Source organism: Limimaricola pyoseonensis (assembly GCF_900102015.1).
Lineage (GTDB): Bacteria > Pseudomonadota > Alphaproteobacteria > Rhodobacterales > Rhodobacteraceae > Limimaricola > Limimaricola pyoseonensis.
In genome coordinates this window covers 121,335-136,452 of record NZ_FNAT01000007.1, presented here as the reverse complement: position 1 = coordinate 136,452, position 15,118 = coordinate 121,335, and the positions used below count along the sequence as shown (strand labels likewise).

At 70.0% G+C, this 15,118-nt stretch carries 16 protein-coding genes and 1 tRNA gene; 5 read left to right on the top strand and 12 right to left on the bottom strand.

The window, feature by feature from the left end; all coding sequences use genetic code 11:
• Positions 1 to 156 carry a hypothetical protein gene (locus BLT43_RS19185; RefSeq protein WP_165612627.1) on the bottom strand — a complete coding sequence of 52 codons (156 nt, stop codon included), beginning with the start codon at positions 154 to 156 and terminating at the stop codon, positions 1 to 3.
• A 163-nt stretch (positions 157 to 319) separates the two neighbouring features.
• On the opposite strand from BLT43_RS19185, the gene BLT43_RS14620 reads away from it, so the two are divergent.
• A tRNA-Thr gene (locus tag BLT43_RS14620) sits at positions 320 to 394 on the top strand.
• 200 nt (positions 395 to 594) lie between these two features.
• Here BLT43_RS14620 and BLT43_RS14615 read toward each other — a convergent pair.
• From BLT43_RS14615 to BLT43_RS14605, 3 genes are all read right to left on the bottom strand, one after another.
• Positions 595 to 2,502, bottom strand: coding sequence for an acyl-CoA synthetase (locus BLT43_RS14615; RefSeq protein ID WP_090114010.1), 1,908 nt, complete (start codon positions 2,500 to 2,502; stop codon positions 595 to 597).
• A 193-nt stretch (positions 2,503 to 2,695) separates the two neighbouring features.
• On the bottom strand, positions 2,696 to 4,495 hold the full coding sequence (locus tag BLT43_RS14610) for an ABC transporter transmembrane domain-containing protein (protein ID WP_090114008.1): 1,800 nt from the start codon (positions 4,493 to 4,495) through the stop codon (positions 2,696 to 2,698).
• An 84-nt stretch (positions 4,496 to 4,579) separates the two neighbouring features.
• Entirely contained in the window at positions 4,580 to 5,734 is a 1,155-nt protein-coding gene (locus BLT43_RS14605; protein WP_242652306.1) for an MFS transporter, read from the bottom strand.
• Positions 5,735 to 5,916: 182 nt separating this feature from the next.
• Between BLT43_RS14605 and BLT43_RS14600 the strand changes: the two genes are divergently transcribed.
• The 4 genes from BLT43_RS14600 to BLT43_RS14585 all read left to right on the top strand — a co-directional run bounded on the left by BLT43_RS14600 (position 5,917) and on the right by BLT43_RS14585 (position 8,868).
• Positions 5,917 to 6,570 (top strand): 50S ribosomal protein L25/general stress protein Ctc, encoded by a 654-nt coding sequence (locus tag BLT43_RS14600; protein WP_090114006.1) that lies wholly within the window; start codon positions 5,917 to 5,919, stop codon positions 6,568 to 6,570.
• A 101-nt stretch (positions 6,571 to 6,671) separates the two neighbouring features.
• The gene (gene pth, locus BLT43_RS14595) at positions 6,672 to 7,406 is read left to right on the top strand and encodes an aminoacyl-tRNA hydrolase (protein ID WP_090114004.1); all 735 of its coding nucleotides are present in this window, start codon (positions 6,672 to 6,674) and stop codon (positions 7,404 to 7,406) included.
• Positions 7,403 to 8,482 (top strand): DUF2332 domain-containing protein, encoded by a 1,080-nt coding sequence (locus BLT43_RS14590; RefSeq protein ID WP_090114002.1) that lies wholly within the window; start codon positions 7,403 to 7,405, stop codon positions 8,480 to 8,482. The genes pth and BLT43_RS14590 overlap by 4 nt, the downstream gene beginning before the upstream one ends.
• Positions 8,483 to 8,493: 11 nt before the next feature.
• On the top strand, positions 8,494 to 8,868 hold the full coding sequence (locus BLT43_RS14585) for a DUF2237 family protein (protein ID WP_090114000.1): 375 nt from the start codon (positions 8,494 to 8,496) through the stop codon (positions 8,866 to 8,868).
• Between the two features lie 60 nt (positions 8,869 to 8,928).
• Here BLT43_RS14585 and BLT43_RS14580 read toward each other — a convergent pair whose 3' ends face one another.
• The 8 genes from BLT43_RS14580 to rpsA form a co-directional block, all read right to left on the bottom strand.
• Positions 8,929 to 9,555: a DUF7282 domain-containing protein gene (locus BLT43_RS14580; protein ID WP_131802659.1), complete on the bottom strand. Its 627-nt coding sequence runs from the start codon at positions 9,553 to 9,555 to the stop codon at positions 8,929 to 8,931.
• 168 nt (positions 9,556 to 9,723) lie between these two features.
• On the bottom strand, positions 9,724 to 10,131 hold the full coding sequence (locus BLT43_RS19180; RefSeq protein WP_090113996.1) for a hypothetical protein: 408 nt from the start codon (positions 10,129 to 10,131) through the stop codon (positions 9,724 to 9,726).
• A 99-nt stretch (positions 10,132 to 10,230) separates the two neighbouring features.
• Positions 10,231 to 11,457, bottom strand: coding sequence for a tryptophan synthase subunit beta (gene trpB, locus BLT43_RS14570; protein WP_090113994.1), 1,227 nt, complete (start codon positions 11,455 to 11,457; stop codon positions 10,231 to 10,233).
• A gap of 71 nt (positions 11,458 to 11,528) precedes the next feature.
• Positions 11,529 to 11,867: a tryptophan synthase subunit beta gene (locus tag BLT43_RS14565; protein ID WP_090113991.1), complete on the bottom strand. Its 339-nt coding sequence runs from the start codon at positions 11,865 to 11,867 to the stop codon at positions 11,529 to 11,531.
• Positions 11,868 to 11,913: 46 nt separating this feature from the next.
• Complete coding sequence (locus BLT43_RS14560) at positions 11,914 to 12,552, bottom strand: phosphoribosylanthranilate isomerase (RefSeq protein ID WP_090113989.1); 639 nt, start codon at positions 12,550 to 12,552, stop codon at positions 11,914 to 11,916.
• A 3-nt stretch (positions 12,553 to 12,555) separates the two neighbouring features.
• Entirely contained in the window at positions 12,556 to 12,921 is a 366-nt protein-coding gene (locus BLT43_RS14555) for a lipopolysaccharide assembly protein LapA domain-containing protein (protein WP_090113987.1), read from the bottom strand.
• A 9-nt stretch (positions 12,922 to 12,930) separates the two neighbouring features.
• Complete coding sequence (gene ihfB, locus BLT43_RS14550) at positions 12,931 to 13,212, bottom strand: integration host factor subunit beta (protein WP_090113985.1); 282 nt, start codon at positions 13,210 to 13,212, stop codon at positions 12,931 to 12,933.
• A gap of 220 nt (positions 13,213 to 13,432) precedes the next feature.
• On the bottom strand, positions 13,433 to 15,112 hold the full coding sequence (rpsA, locus tag BLT43_RS14545; protein ID WP_090113983.1) for a 30S ribosomal protein S1: 1,680 nt from the start codon (positions 15,110 to 15,112) through the stop codon (positions 13,433 to 13,435).
• Positions 15,113 to 15,118 lie beyond the last annotated feature (6 nt).

Genomic DNA, 15,118 nt, shown 5'->3' with positions numbered 1-15,118 from the left:
CTACTCTTTCTCTTGCTCGGTGTGATCCGCGCCCTCGCCCTTGGCGGAGCGCGCCTGCGCCTGCGCCTTGCGGCGGGCGATGTTGGCCTTGAGCGCCGCCTTGAGGCGGTCCTTGCGATCGGCCGCGCGGGGCGGCTCCTGGCGGGGTGTCTTCATGGGTTTCGCAGATAGCGCCAAGCCCGCATTGCGTCCAGTTCCCGCCCCCTGCCGGGCCGGCGAAACCCCGCCGCGCCGGGCCGTCCGGCCACCGTCGCGTCAAGCGGCGAAAAAAGCGGTTGCGCTCGCCAGCCAGACAAGTAAAAGCCCGCCCAGACGAGATGCTGCAGTAGCTCAGTGGTAGAGCACACCCTTGGTAAGGGTGAGGTCGAGAGTTCAATCCTCTCCTGCAGCACCATCCCCCCCCAGCCAGACATCCGCAGGCCCGCCCCGATCGGGGTCGATGCTTCGGCGCGTTCCGTCCCACCTTTCGGACCCGCGATCCGCGGGATCGTCGCCCCTTCGACCCATCGAGCCGCCATGCACCCCCGGGTCCTGAACGGCATCGGGGCGGACATTCCTGCCCGCCCCGATCCGATTCCGTGCGTTCCGCCGCCTTCAGACGGTCTCGGCGTCGCCGATCCAGTCCCAGGGCCGGGTGAAGGCGCCCAGCGCCTTCGCGACCTGCGCCTCCTCGGCCGTGCCGGTGCGGCGGATCTTGGCGACCAGGCCGCGGCGGTTGTCCTCGACCACCTCGGCCACCTCGGCCTCGACCCCGGCGGCGGCCAGCGCCTCGTCGTAGATCCGCTTGATCGCCAGCTTGCGCAGCGCCGGCTTGAAGATCTTGCCCACGGCGGTCTTCGGCAGTTCCGGCAGGATCTCGAGGTGACGCGGCCGCGCCGCCTTCTCGGGCACGTGCTCGCGCGCGTAGTCGAGCAGCTCGGCCTCGGTCACCTCGGCGCCCTCGCAGAGCTCGACATAGACGCAAGGGATCTCGCCCGCATGGGCGTCGGGCTGGCCGATCGCGCCGGCGAAGGCGATGGCGGGATGCGCGGCCAGCGCCTCCTCGATCTCGGCGGGGTCGATGTTGTGGCCGCCGCGGATGATCAGGTCCTTGGCCCGCCCGGTGATCCAGAGATAGCCGTCCGGGTCGATGCGGCCGAGATCGCCTGTGCGCAGGAACTGGTGCTCATGCGCCGGGCCCGGCCAGTAGAGGCCGCGGTTCTTGTCGGCCTCGGTGTAGGTGTCGCCGCGCGACACGCCGGGGTTGGAGACGCAGATCTCGCCCACCGTGTCGGGCGCGCAGTCCTGACCGGTGCCGGGGTCGATGATCCGGATCTCGGTATAGGGGAAGGGCACGCCGACCGAGCCCACCTTCTTCTGGCCCTGCGGCGGGTTGATCGCCACGAGGCAGGTCGCCTCGGTCAGGCCGTAGCCCTCGCAGATGGTGACGCCCGCCGCCTGCTCGAAGCGCTTGTAGAGCTCCACCGGCAGCGGCGCCGAGCCCGAGAAGGCCATGTTGAGCGACGAGATGTCGGCATCGACCGGGCGCTGCATCAGTGCCGAGATCGCGGTCGGCACGGTGATGACGAAGGTCACCTTCCAGCGTTCGACCAGCTTCCAGAAATTGTCGAACACGCCGTCGCCGCGATAGCCGGCGGGCGTCGGCATCACCACCTGCGCGCCCGAGGCGAGCGAGGCGCCCATGATGACGATGGCGGCGAAGACGTGGAACATCGGCAGCGGGCAGATGATCACGTCGCGCTCGGTGAACAGAAGCTTCTGCCCGAGCCAGCCGTTGTAGACGATGCCCGAGTAACGGTGCTGCGCCACCTTCGGCATGCCGGTGGTGCCGCCGGTGTGGAAATAGGCGGCGACCCGGTCGCCGGGGCTGTCGGCGAAGGCCAGCGTCGTGGGGCGCTTGGCGATCTCGCGGTTGAAGTCGAGCACGCGCGCCTTGTGCCTGACCTCGACCTTGGGCCGGACCAGCGGCACGATGAACTTCTTCAGCCCCGTCAGGTAGCGGTGCAGGTCGACCTCGAGCACGGTCTTGACGTTGGGCGCCAGCGCCACCGCCTCGGCCGCCTTCTGCGCCACGTCGGTCTTCGGGAAGGCCTTGAGCGTGATCAGCACCTTGGCGTTGGTCTCGCGCAGGATCGCGGCGATCTGGCCCGCGTCGAGCAGCGGGTTGATCGGGTTGACGATGCCGGCGATCTGGCCGCCGAGATAGCTCAGGATCACCTCAGAGCAGTTCGGCAGCATGTAGGCCACGACGTCGGTCTCGCCGACGCCGAGTTCCCGCAGGAGGTTCGCGGTCTGAGCCGACTTGGCGTGCAGGTCGCGCCAGCTCAGCGTCTCGGCCGGGGCCTTGGGGTCCGAGAAGAGCTGGAAGCTCAGCGCCGGGCGGTCCGGAAAGGCCTTCGCCGTGCGCTCCAGCAGCGCATGCGTGGTGGCGGGCTGCCCCTGCGCCTCCCAGCTGGCCTCGGCCTCGATCGCCATGCGATCCGCGTTGCCGGCAAAGCTCATGCCGTCTCCTCCCTCGTGTGGTCCCTGTGGTGCCTTGCGGCACGCTGTTCGTTGTTCGCGCCGCGTGGCGCGGTTCTCCTCGGCCCGCCTCGCGGCAAGCTTTACCCGCCCGTCAGCTTCGAGCCGTTGGCCCCTTCACGCAAGCATGACGCAACGAAAGACCGAACTTGGCAAGCCCGCTGCAGCGCGCGGGCTACTCGGCGGCCGCGGCGGGCAAGCCTTCGGTGAACTGCAGCCGCGCCAGCCGGGCGTAGAGGCCGCCCTCGGCCACGAGGTCGTCATGCGAGCCCTGCGCCACGATCCGCCCGTTCTCGAAGACGAGGATGCGGTCGGCCTTCTTCACCGTGGCGAGGCGGTGCGCGACGATCAGGGTGGTGCGGCCGCGCGCCAGCTCGTCCACGGCCCGCTGCACCAGACGCTCGCTCTCGGCGTCGAGCGCGCTGGTGGCCTCGTCGAGCAGGAGCACCGGCGCGTCGCGCAGGATCGCGCGGGCGATGGCGATGCGCTGCTTCTGCCCGCCCGAGAGCATCACGCCGCGCTCGCCGACCTGGCTGTCATAGCCCTGCGGCAGTGCCGTCAGGAACTCGTGCGCCGCCGCGGCGCGGGCCGCGGCCTCGACCTCGGCGTCGCTGGCGTCGGGGCGGCCGAAGCGGATGTTCTCGCGCGCCGTGTCGGCGAAGATCACCGGGTCCTGCGGCACCAGCGCGATCTGGCGGCGGAACTCGCGCCGCTGCATGTCGCGCAGGTCGACGCCGTCGAGCGCGATGCGCCCCGTCTCCGGATCCCAGAAGCGCAGGATCAGCTGGATCATCGTGGTCTTGCCGGCGCCCGAGGGGCCGACCAGAGCCACCGTCTCGCCGGGGCGGACGGTGACGCTCACATGGTCGAGCGCCGAGGTGTCGGGCCGCGAGGGATAGGAGAAGGACACGTCGTCGAACACGATCTCGCCGCTGGCGCGGGGCGCGGGACGCGGCGTGCCGGGGTCGCGCACGCTGTCCTCGGCGTTCAGCAGCTCGACCAGACGCTCGGTCGCGCCGGCTGCACGCTGCAGCTCGCCCCAGATCTCGGTCAGCGCGCCCACCGCGCCCGCCACCATCACGGCATAGATCACGAACTGCACCAGCGCGCCGATCGTCATCTCGCCCGCATGCACGTCGCGCGCGCCGATCCACAGCACGCCGACGATGCCCGCGAAGATCAGGAAGATCACGATCGCGGTCATCAGCGCGCGGGTGGCGATGCGCGAGCGGGCGGCGTCGAAGCTCTTCTCCGTCACGTCGTCGAAGCGTGCGCGGCTGGCCGCCTCGTGGCTGTAGGCCTGCACGGTCTGCACCGAGAGCAGCGCCTCGGACGCGTTGCCCGACGAGGCGGCGATCCAGTCCTGGTTCTGGCGCGACAGCCCGCGCAGACGCCGACCCAGCACCACGATCGGCACGATGATCGCCGGCACGATCAGGAGCACGAGCCCGGTCAGCTTGGCCGAGGTCAGCAAGAGCAGCGCCAGCCCGCCCGCCAGGATCAGCATGTTCCTGAGCGCGACCGAGGCCGAGGAGCCGATCACGCTCAGGATCAGCGTCGTGTCGGTGGTGATCCGGCTCAGCACCTCGCCGGTCATGATGCGTTCGTAGAAGGCCGGGCTCATGCCGATCATCCGCGCGAAGACCGCCTTGCGGATGTCGGTCACGACGCGCTCGCCGAGCCGGGTCACGAGGTAGTAGCGCGCCGCCGTCCCCAGCGCGAGCAGCGCCGCCATGACCAGCGCCACACCGAAATAGCGGTCGAGCAGCAGCCCGGCATCGACCTCGAAATTGTCGACCACGCGGCGCACCGCGATCGGCAGCACGAGGCTGACGCAGGCGGTCAGCACCAGCGCGACGACGGCCGCCGCCATGATGCCCTTGTAGGGCAGAAGGAACGGCCAGAGCGCGCGCAGCGCGCCGATGTCGCGCGAGGCCGCGCGGTCGTCCTCACCGGATTTGGGGGCCCTTGCCATGGCGCGCCTCGTCACTTGTTGCACCCGGCTGTCTAGACCCGGCACCCCATGATCACAAGCGAGGCCGGCTGCGGCGCTTCGGCCTCAGGCCGGGGCGGCCACCGCGGCGGCACGGCGGCGCAGCGCCGCCACCGGGACCAGCACCACGAGCAGCAGCCCGCCGACACAGGCGAAGGCGGCGCGCAGGCCGAACAGCTCGGACAGCCCGCCCATCAGCACCGGCGCGACGAAGAAGGCGCCGAAGCCGATCACCGCCACCTTGGCGATGGCCTGCGCGCGCTGGTGCGGCGCGACCATCTTGCCGGCCAGCGCCAGCCCCATCGGCCCGATCACCGAGATGCCGAGACCCATCGTCGCGAAGCCCAGATAGGCGACCACCGGCACCGGCGCCGCCGCCGCGATCGCCGCGCCGGTGGCCGAGACCAGCACCGCGACGCGGATCACCGCCGTTTCGCTCAGCTTCTCGGCCAGCGCCTGGCCGCCGAAGCGGCCGAGCGTCATGGTCGCGCCCAGCAGCGCCGGCCCCAGCGCGCCCTGCGCCGCGCCGCCGCCCAGCGTGCGCTCGATATGCAGCGCCGACCAGCTCTCGACCGTGGCCTCCGACAGGAAGGCGATCAGCACCACCACCCCGCACAGCACCACCGGCCAGAGCGGCAGCCGCAGCGCCGGGCCCTCCGGCGCGGGCGCGGCGACCTCGGCCATCCGCAGGAGCGGCAGCGCCAGCACCACGAGGCCCGCCACCGCGGCCAGCACCGTCTCGGGCGCAAACCCCGCCTCGCGGGTGAAACCGGAGGCCAGCGCCGCGAGGCCGTAGGCCAGCGAGAACAGCCCGTGATTGGCGTTCATCAGCGAGCGGCCGTGCCGCGCCTCGATCTGGCTCACCCGCGCGTTCATCACCACGTCGAGGATGCCCGAGGCCATGCCGACCACCACCATGCCCGCGGCGAAGGCCAGCGGCGTGGCCGCGAGCCCCGGCCCGACCCAGCTCACCGCCAGCAGGAGCGCCGCCACCGGCATGGCGCGCGGCCCCAGCGCCCGGTCGAAGCGCGGCGCGATCCACATCGTCGTCAACAGGCCCAGCGACGAGCTGAGCAGCAGCAGGCCGAAGGTGCCGTCATCCACCGCCAGCCGGTCCTTCAGGACCGGGACATGCGCCGCGAAGACGCCCCAGAACAGCCCCATGACGACGAAGGCCACACCGGGGGCGCGGGTGAGGCGAAGCGCGGAGAGGATCGACATGCCCCGCGCAGTGGCACGCGCGTGACGCGACGTCCAGTCCCGGCGTTCGCCTCACCCGCGCCCGACGCGGTTTTCCGCCGCCCGGGGCCTTCCCTTTTGCGGGATTCGCCGCTAAGGGCACAGGCTCTGAATCGGGCCATACACCCTTGGAGGATGGCCCAGGAACCTGAAAGGAATTTCCAATGGCTAAAGAGATCCCGGATCTCGTCGCCACGGCGCGCGCGGGGACAGGCAAGGGGGCCGCCCGTCAAGCTCGCCGTGAGAACCTCGTGCCCGGCATCGTCTATGGCGGCGGCGTCGATCCGCTGCCGATCAACCTGCCGTACAACGAGCTGGTGAAGAAGCTGAAGGCCGGCCGCTTCCTGTCGACCCTGTTCAACCTCAAGGTCGAGGGCCAGGACGACGTGCGCGTGATCTGCCGCGGCGTGCAGCGCGACGTGGTCAAGGACCTGCCGACGCATGTGGACCTGCTGCGTCTGCGCCGCACCACCCGCATCAACCTCTTCATCCATGTCGAGTTCGAGAACCACAAGGCCGCGCCCGGCATCAAGAAGGGCGGCGTGCTGACCGTGGTCCGCCCCGAGGTCGAGCTGAACGTTCTGGCCGGCGAGATCCCCGAGCAGATCGTGGTCGACCTGACCGGCAAGGAAATCGGCGACGTCATCCACATCAACGACGTCACCCTGCCCTCGGGCGCCAAGCCGACCATTGAGCGCAACTTCGTGATCGCCAACATCTCGGCGCCCTCGAAGCTGGCCGCGGCCGAGCAGGAGGCCGATGAAGAAGAGGCCCCCGCCGCCGACGAGGTCGAGGCGACCGAGCAGACCGCCGAGTGATCCTCGCGATCTGACGCCAAAGCAGACGGGGCCCTTCGGGGCCCCGTTTCGCGTTTCGGGGGCACTGGTCCGCCCGCGGCGCGCGCGCTAGTCTCCGCGCCATGAAACTCTTCGTCGGACTTGGAAACCCGGGCGCGAAATATGCCCAGAACCGCCACAACATCGGCTTCATGGCCGTCGACCGGATCGCGTCGGATCACGGCTTCACGCCGTGGCGCGCGAAGTTCCAGGGCGAGATCGCCGAGGGCCGGCTGGGCTCCGAGAAGGTGCTGCTTCTGAAGCCCATGACCTTCATGAACCTCTCGGGCCAGTCGGTCGGGGAGGCGATGCGCTTCCACAAGATCGACAGCACCGACGTCACGGTCTTCCACGACGAGATCGACCTCGCGCCGGGCCGGCTCAAGACCAAGGCCGGCGGCGGCCATGCCGGCCATAACGGGCTGCGCTCGATCCACCAGCATCTCGGCCCGCATTACGACCGGGTGCGCATGGGCGTGGGCCATCCCGGCCACAAGGACAAGGTGTCGGGCTACGTGCTCAAGGACTTTGCCAAGGCCGACGAGGGCTGGCTTGACGACATGCTGCGCGGCGTCTCGGACGGCGCGGCGGCGCTGGCCGCGGGCGACGCGGCGCGCTTTCTCAATGCCGTGGCGCTGCGGCTGAACCCGCCGCGCTCGGGCGGCGGCAGCAAGGGCCCGGCCGCCGCGCCCGACGCTCCTGCCCCCGCCTCCGCGCCCGCCACTGCCGCGAAACCGGCACCGAAGCCGGCACCGAAGCCGGAGCCCGAGATCGACGACCGCTCGCCGCTGCAGAAGCTGGCGGACCGCTTCAGATGAGCCGGATGCGCGCGGCCCTCGCCGACCAGTCGCGGCACTGCGCGGCGCTGGGCTCGCCATTCATGGGCCGTCTGATGGCGCTCTTGTCGGAGGCCTGGCCCCTGCCCGGCGCGGTGGCCGAGCGGCTCGAGGCCTGGCCCGGCGAGGTCGGCGCCCGCGCCGCCGCGCTGCCGCTGCGCTTCGCGGGCGGGCTGCACGCGCTGGTGCTGCAGGGCCGCGACGACGCGCTCGCCGCCGCCTACCCGCCGCACGCGGACTCCGACGCGGCGCTGCTCGACGCCGTGGCAGGGGCGGCGCGACGCCACGAGGCCTTCCTGCTCGACTGGATCCAGAGCCCGCCCCAGACCAACGAGGTGCGCCGTGCCGCAGCGCTGATCGCCGGGGCGCATCTGCTGGCCGACCGGTTCCCGCTGCCGATCCGGCTGTCGGAGCTGGGCGCGAGCGGCGGGCTCAATCTCGGCTTTGACGGCTTCGCGATGGAGGTGGCGGGCCGCCGCTACGGCCCGGCGGATGCGGGCGTGGTGCTGCGGCCCGACTGGGACGGCCCCCTGCCCCCGGCCGCCGATGTCGCGGTGGCCGAGCGGCGCGGCGCGGACCTCGCGCCGCTGGAGCCGGCCCGGCCCGAGGACGCGCTGCGGCTCACCGCCTATCTCTGGCCCGACCAGGCCGACCGGCTGGAGCGCACCCGCGCCGCGATGGCCCTGCGCGCCCCCGGCATCGTCGACCGCGCCGACGCGATCGACTGGCTCGAGGACCGCCTCGCCGCGCCCCGGCCCGGCCATCTGCACATCCTGTTCCATTCCATCGCCTGGCAGTACTTCCCGCCCGAGACGCAGGCGCGCGGCCGCCGGCTGATCGAGGCGGCCGGCGCCCGCGCCAGCGAGGACGCGCCGCTGGCATGGCTGTCGATGGAAAGCGATGGCGGCGATCCCGGCGCGCGGATCGGGCTCAGGCTCTGGCCGGGCGATCTCGAGCTGACGCTGGGCCGGATCGACTTTCACGGGCGCTGGGTGCGCTGGACCGGGCCCGAGCGGCTGGACGGTGCGGCGGCGGCGTCTATCCTGTCGGCCGAATGAAGGAGGGCGCCATGGAAATGGATGCGAAGCGCAACGTGCTCGGCGGCGATCTCGAGACCTGCTCGACCGATCCCCTCACCGGTTTCTTCCGGGACGGCCACTGCAACACCTGCGCCGAGGATGCCGGCAGCCACACGGTCTGCGCGGTGATGACCGCCGAGTTTCTCGCCTACTCGAAATACGTGGGCAATGATCTGAGCACGCCCCGGCCCGAGTTCGGCTTTCCCGGCCTGAAGCCCGGCGACCGGTGGTGCCTCTGCGCCGGCCGCTTCCTGCAGGCGCATGACGAGGGCTGCGCGCCGCGCGTGCATCTTGCCGCGACGCATGAACGGGCGCTCGAGATCGTGCCGCTCGAGGTGCTCGAGGCGCATGGCGCCACCGCCTGACACGAAAGGGCCGGCCGGACTCTCGTCCGGCCGGCCCCTTTAACGGGCGATGGCGCAGGATCAGTTCTGCGCGTCGTCGTCGTCGCCCGCGCTGCCCTCGTCGTCCTCTTCGTTGCCGAAGCCGGTCTCGTCGATGGTGTTCGGGTCGATCGCTTCCTCACCGTCGTCGCGGTAGTCCGGGTCCTCCGGGTCGTCCGACTCGGCCCGGTCCTCGGGCGACGCGATCATGGCCGCGGCGCTGTCCTCCATGACCATCAGCTCGGCGGGCACCGCGAAGGCCACGGTGACCGGCGCGCCGTTGACGACCACGGGCGTGTCGACCTCGGTCATGCCGTCGCCGAAGTCGTAGGTGCCGTTGCCGTTGGTCTCGGCATGCAGCATCCCGACCAGCTCGGTGCCGGCCTCGAGCGCCATCGGCAGCGTGACCATCACGTCCATGTTCTCGCCCGCCATGACCGGCGCGTGCGCGATCGACTCCGGCACCACCGGGGCGCCGTTCTCGACGGCGTGGACGACGATGTAGCCGTCCTGGCGGGTGCGGATCATCGGGAAGGTGATCATGGTCTGGCCGTCGGCGGTGGCCATCATCATGCTCTCGCCCGCGGCGATCTCCATATCGTCCTGGGCGAAGGCCGCGCCGGCGACGAGCGCGGCGGCGGCGGTTGCGGTGGCAAGGGACTTGATCATCCAGATCTCCAATATCGGTTCGATGCCCCAACACCACGCACGCCAGGAGTGTTCGTGCGGCATCGTACACTTTGCCGTGATGTCACTGACGACAAAAGAAAACGCCGGCCAGGCTGAGCCTGGCCGGCGCTGCGGCCATGTCTGGCCACCACATCTTGAACGCGAGGATCAGTTCTGCGCGTCGTCGTCGTCGCCGGCGCCGCCGGAGTCGTCTTCCTCGTTGCCGGTCCCGGTCTCGTCGATGGTGTTCGGATCGACGGCTTCCTCGCCGTCATCACGGTAGTCCGGGTCCTCGGAGTCGTCCGACTCGGCGCGGTCCTCGGGCGAATCCACGTCGTCGCCCATGTCGGCGCTCATGCGGATCTCGGCCACGCTGAGCATGCCGTCGCCGTCGGTGTCGTCCATGATGAGGATCGCGGCGCCTTCTTCGCCGAAGGCCGCGACCAGCTCGTCATTGGTGAGCATCATGTCGCCGTCGGTGTCGACCTCGGCGAAGGGGATGGCCTGCGCCAGGGCGGTCGAAGCCGACAGGACGAAGGCGGTCGTGGCGGCGGCGGTCGAAAGTTTCTTCAGCATTTCGGTCCTCGCGTTTTGAGTTCGCCGCTCAACGTGTCATTCGACAAACCCGTTCAGCATGGCTCGATCACAAGAACGTGAAGACGACCGCCGCGGCCCTCACTTGGTGATGTCGACCCCGAGATGCTGCGCCACGGTGAAGATGTCCTTGTCGCCGCGGCCGCACATGTTCATCACCAGCAGGTGGTCCTTCGGCAGCTCCGGCGCGATCTTCATGACATGCGCCAGCGCGTGGCTGGGCTCCAGCGCCGGGATGATCCCCTCGAGCGCGCAGGACAGCTTGAACGCTTCCAGCGCCTCGTCATCGGTGATCGCGACGTAGCTCGCCCGCTTCGCCTCGTGCAGCCAGGCATGCTCGGGGCCGATGCCCGGATAGTCGAGCCCGGCCGAGATCGAGTGGCCCTCGAGGATCTGCCCGTCATCATCCTGCAGCAGGTAGGTCTTGTTGCCGTGCAGCACGCCGGGCCGGCCGCCCGCGAGCGAGGCGCAATGCTCCATCTTCTCGGACACGCCCTTGCCGCCGGCCTCGACGCCGATGATGTTCACCTCCTTGTCGTCGAGGAAGGGGTAGAACAGGCCCATCGCGTTCGAGCCGCCGCCGATCGCGGCGATCAGCGTGTCGGGCAGGCGCCCCTCGGCGGCCTGCATCTGCTCGCGCACCTCCTTGCCGATGATCGACTGGAAGTCGCGCACCATCGCCGGGTAGGGATGCGGGCCGGCCACGGTGCCGATGCAGTAGAAGGTGTCGCGCACATTGGTGACCCAGTCGCGCAGCGCGTCGTTCATCGCGTCCTTGAGCGTGCCGCGTCCCGAGGTCACCGGCACCACCTCGGCGCCCAGCAGCCGCATCCGGAACACGTTGGGCTTCTGCCGCTCGACGTCGTGCGCGCCCATGTAGACCACGCATTTCAGGCCGAACTTGGCGCAGACGGTCGCGGTGGCGACACCGTGCTGGCCGGCGCCGGTCTCGGCGATGATCCGGGTCTTGCCCATGCGCCGCGCCAGCAGGATCTGGCCCAGCACGTTGTTGATCTTGTGCGCGCCGGTGTGGTTCAGCTCGTCGCGCTTCATGTAGATCTTGGCGCCGCCCAGATGCTCGGTCAGCCGCTCGGCGAAGTAGAGCGGGCTAGGCCGGCCGACGTAATGCGCCCACAGGTCGTCCATCTCGGCCCAGAAGGACGGGTCGGTCTTGGCCTTCTCGTACTCGGCCTCGAGAGAGAGGATCAGCGGCATCAACGTCTCGGAGACGAAGCGCCCGCCGAAGCTGCCGAAGCGGCCATTCTCGTCGGGGCCGGTCATGAAGCTGTTGAAGAGGTCGTTCGCCATCGCCGGGTCTCCTGAGCTTGCCGGCTCCGACCTACCCCCGCCCGCAGGCCGCGGCAAGGGCGGCGCGGCTCTCAGTCGCGGCCGCGGCGCCGACCGCGCCAGCGCCGCGACACCTCGCCGGTCCAGCGGCGGCTGCGGATCAGCGTGGCGTTGACCCCGGGGCGCAGGATCGGCAGGTCGAAGGCCAGCAGCACGAGGCCGATCGGCAGCATCCACAGGCCGAAGATCGGCAGGATCGAGGCGATGCCGCCGCAGATCAGGAACAGGCCGACCGGGATGCGGATCCAGCGGGCCTGGTCGCGCAGCAGGCGCTCCGTCAGGCCCTGCAGGCGCGGCGAGGCCGGCGTGACCGCCCGCATCTGCCGGCGCAACCGGGCCTTCTCGCGGTCGTGATCGAGGGAACTGCTCATGGGCGGCATGTAGGGCGAAGGACGGGCGGGCGCAATCGCCCCGGCGTCAACGGCCCGCGGCCTCCATGAAAGCGGCAATCCGGCGCGCATCCTTGACCCCGGGCGCGCTCTCGACGCCAGAGCTGACATCGACCTGCCGCGCCCCGGTGCGCGCCAGCGCCTCGGGCAGCGTCTCGGGCGTCAGCCCACCGGCCAGCATCCAGGGCCGCGACCAGCGCCGCCCGGCGATCAGCCGCCAGTCGAAGGCTAGGCCGTTGCCGCCCGGCAGATCCGCCCCCGGCGCCGGCTTGGCGTCGACCAGGAGCTGGTCGGCCACCTCGGCATAGAGATCGAGCTTCGGCAGATCCGCCTCGGAGCCGACCCCCACCGCCTTCATCACCGGCAGGCCGTAGCGAGCGCGCACTTGGGCGACACGCTCGGCGCTCTCGCGGCCATGCAGCTGCAGCATGTCGAGCGGCACCGCCTCGACCAACGCGTCGAGCGCGGCGTCGTCGGCATCGACCGTCAGCGCCACCTTGGCGACGCCGGGCGGCACCTCGACGGCGAGGGCGGCGGCCTGCTCGGGGCTCACCGCGCGCGGCGAGCGCGGGAAGAAGACGAAGCCCACGTAGCGCGCGCCCGCCGTGACGGCGGCGCGCAGCGATTCGGGCTCGGACAGCCCGCAGATCTTGACAGCGGCGGGCACGGCTCAGCCGCGTGCGGGCTGGGCCGGGGCGTCGAGCAGCGCCAGCACCTCGTCGTCGCCCTCGTGCTTCTCGTGGCGCAGCCGGTCGACCTCGCGCTCGAGACGCTCGGCGTCACGCGCGCGGCGCCGCGCGGCGGCGCGGTACTTGTGCTCGCGCAGCCATTCCCACAGGAAGCCGATCATCAGGCCGAGCGCCACGCCGATCAGGATCACCGCGTAGAGCGGCATGTCGATGTCCGGCGACACGCCGAACAGCCCGCTCAGCCCTTCGGGCAGGACGCGCAGGGTGACCATGCCGCGGTTGGCGAGGCCAAGGATGACGAGGCACAGGGCGACGAGGCCCCAGAAGGCGGTGCGAAGGATTCTCATGCTCGATATCTATTTCCCGTTCAGCCTGTCGCGCAACAGCTTCCCGGTCTTGAAGAAAGGCACGTGCTTCTCCTCGACCTCGACCGACTCGCCGGTGCGGGGGTTGCGGCCGGTGCGCTGATCGCGCTTCTTGACGGAAAAGGCACCGAAACCCCGCAATTCCACGCGTTTTCCGTCGGCCATGGCCTGTGTGATCCGGTCGAAGATGGTGTTCACGATCTTTTCGACATCGCGCTGGTAGAGATGCGGATTCTCGTCCGCGATCTTCTGGATCAGTTCCGAACGAATCATGCAGGGCCTCCTGAACGCCGCCCCTTCGGGCGGCCCGCGCATGGGCATTTCACGCCCCCGTGACCCCAAGACTATAGGCCGAGATCGGGTTCCGTTAAATAGTACAATCAAATCAACGCCGATTTTCCAGCTTGCCCGCACAACGCGAAAACCCCGCCGCCCTTTCGGGCGACGGGGTCGGGTAGGCTTGGAGGCGGGCCGCGGCGCGGCCCGCCGGACCTCAGCGGTCGCCCTTGAGCGCGGCGCCCAGGATGTCGCCCAGCGAGGCGCCGGAGTCGGAGGAGCCGTACTGCTCGACCGCTTCCTTCTCCTCGGCGATCTCACGCGCCTTGATCGACAGGCCCAGCTTGCGGGTCTTGCTGTCGACGTTGGTGACGCGGACGTCGACCTTGTCGCCGACGCCGAAGCGCTCGGGGCGCTGCTCGGCGCGGTCGCGCGACAGGTCGGAGCGACGGATGAAGGACTTCATGCCCTCATAGGTCACCTCGATGCCGCCATCCTCGATCTTGGTCACCTCGACGGTGATGATCGAGCCGCGCTTCACGCCGCCGATGGCTTCCGCGAACGGGTCGCCGTCCATGGCCTTGATCGAGAGCGAGATGCGCTCCTTCTCGACGTCCACCTCGGTGACCTTGGCCTTGACCACGTCGCCCTTGCGGTAGTCGCCGATCACGTCCTCGCCCCGGCCTTCCCAGGTCAGGTCGGAGAGGTGCACCATGCCGTCGATGTCGCCCGGCAGGCCGACGAACAGGCCGAACTCGGTGATGTTCTTCACCTCGCCCTCGACCTCGGTGCCCTCGGGGTGGGTCTCGGCGAAGACTTCCCACGGGTTGCGCTGGGTCTGCTTCAGGCCGAGCGAGACGCGGCGCTTGGCGCTGTCGATCTCGAGCACCATCACGTCCACCTCCTGCGAGGTCGACACGATCTTGCCGGGGTGCACGTTCTTCTTGGTCCAGCTCATCTCCGAGACGTGGACCAGGCCCTCGACGCCCGGCTCCAGCTCCACGAAGGCGCCGTAGTCGGTGATGTTGGTCACGCGGCCGGTGTGGACGCTCTCGATCGGGAACTTCGCCTCGACGGTGTCCCACGGATCGTCCTGCAGCTGCTTCATGCCGAGGCTGATGCGGTGGGTTTCCTTGTTGATCTTGATGACCTGGACCTTGACGGTCTCGCCGATCGACAGGATCTCCGAGGGGTGGTTCACGCGGCGCCACGCCATGTCGGTGACGTGCAGCAGGCCGTCGACGCCGCCGAGGTCAACGAAGGCACCGTATTCGGTGATGTTCTTGACCACGCCGTCGACCGTCTGGCCTTCGTGCAGGTTGGCGATGACTTCCGCGCGCTGCTCGGCGCGGCTTTCCTCGAGGATGGCGCGGCGCGAGACCACGATGTTGCCGCGGCGGCGGTCCATCTTGAGGATCTGGAACGGCTGCTTGAGACCCATGAGCGGGCCGGCGTCGCGCACCGGGCGGACATCGACCTGGGAGCCGGGCAGGAAGGCCACGGCGCCGCCGAGATCGACGGTGAAGCCACCCTTGACGCGGCCGAAGATCGCGCCTTCGACGCGCTGCTCGTCGGCATAGGCCTTCTCGAGACGGTCCCACGCCTCTTCACGGCGGGCCATCTCGCGCGAGATGACGGCTTCGCCGCGGGCGTTCTCGACCTGGCGGAGGAAGACCTCGACCTCGTCGCCGGGCTGCAGCTCGGCCTGCTCGCCGGGGTTGGCGAATTCCTTGAGATCGACGCGGCCTTCCATCTTGTAGCCGACGTCGATGATGGCCTGACCCGCCTCGATGGCGAGCACGCGGCCCTTGACGACGCTGCCCTCGGACGGCGTGTCGATTTCGAAGCTTTCGTTCAGGAGGGCTTCGAATTCCTCCATGGATGCCTTAGCGCACATGCAGTT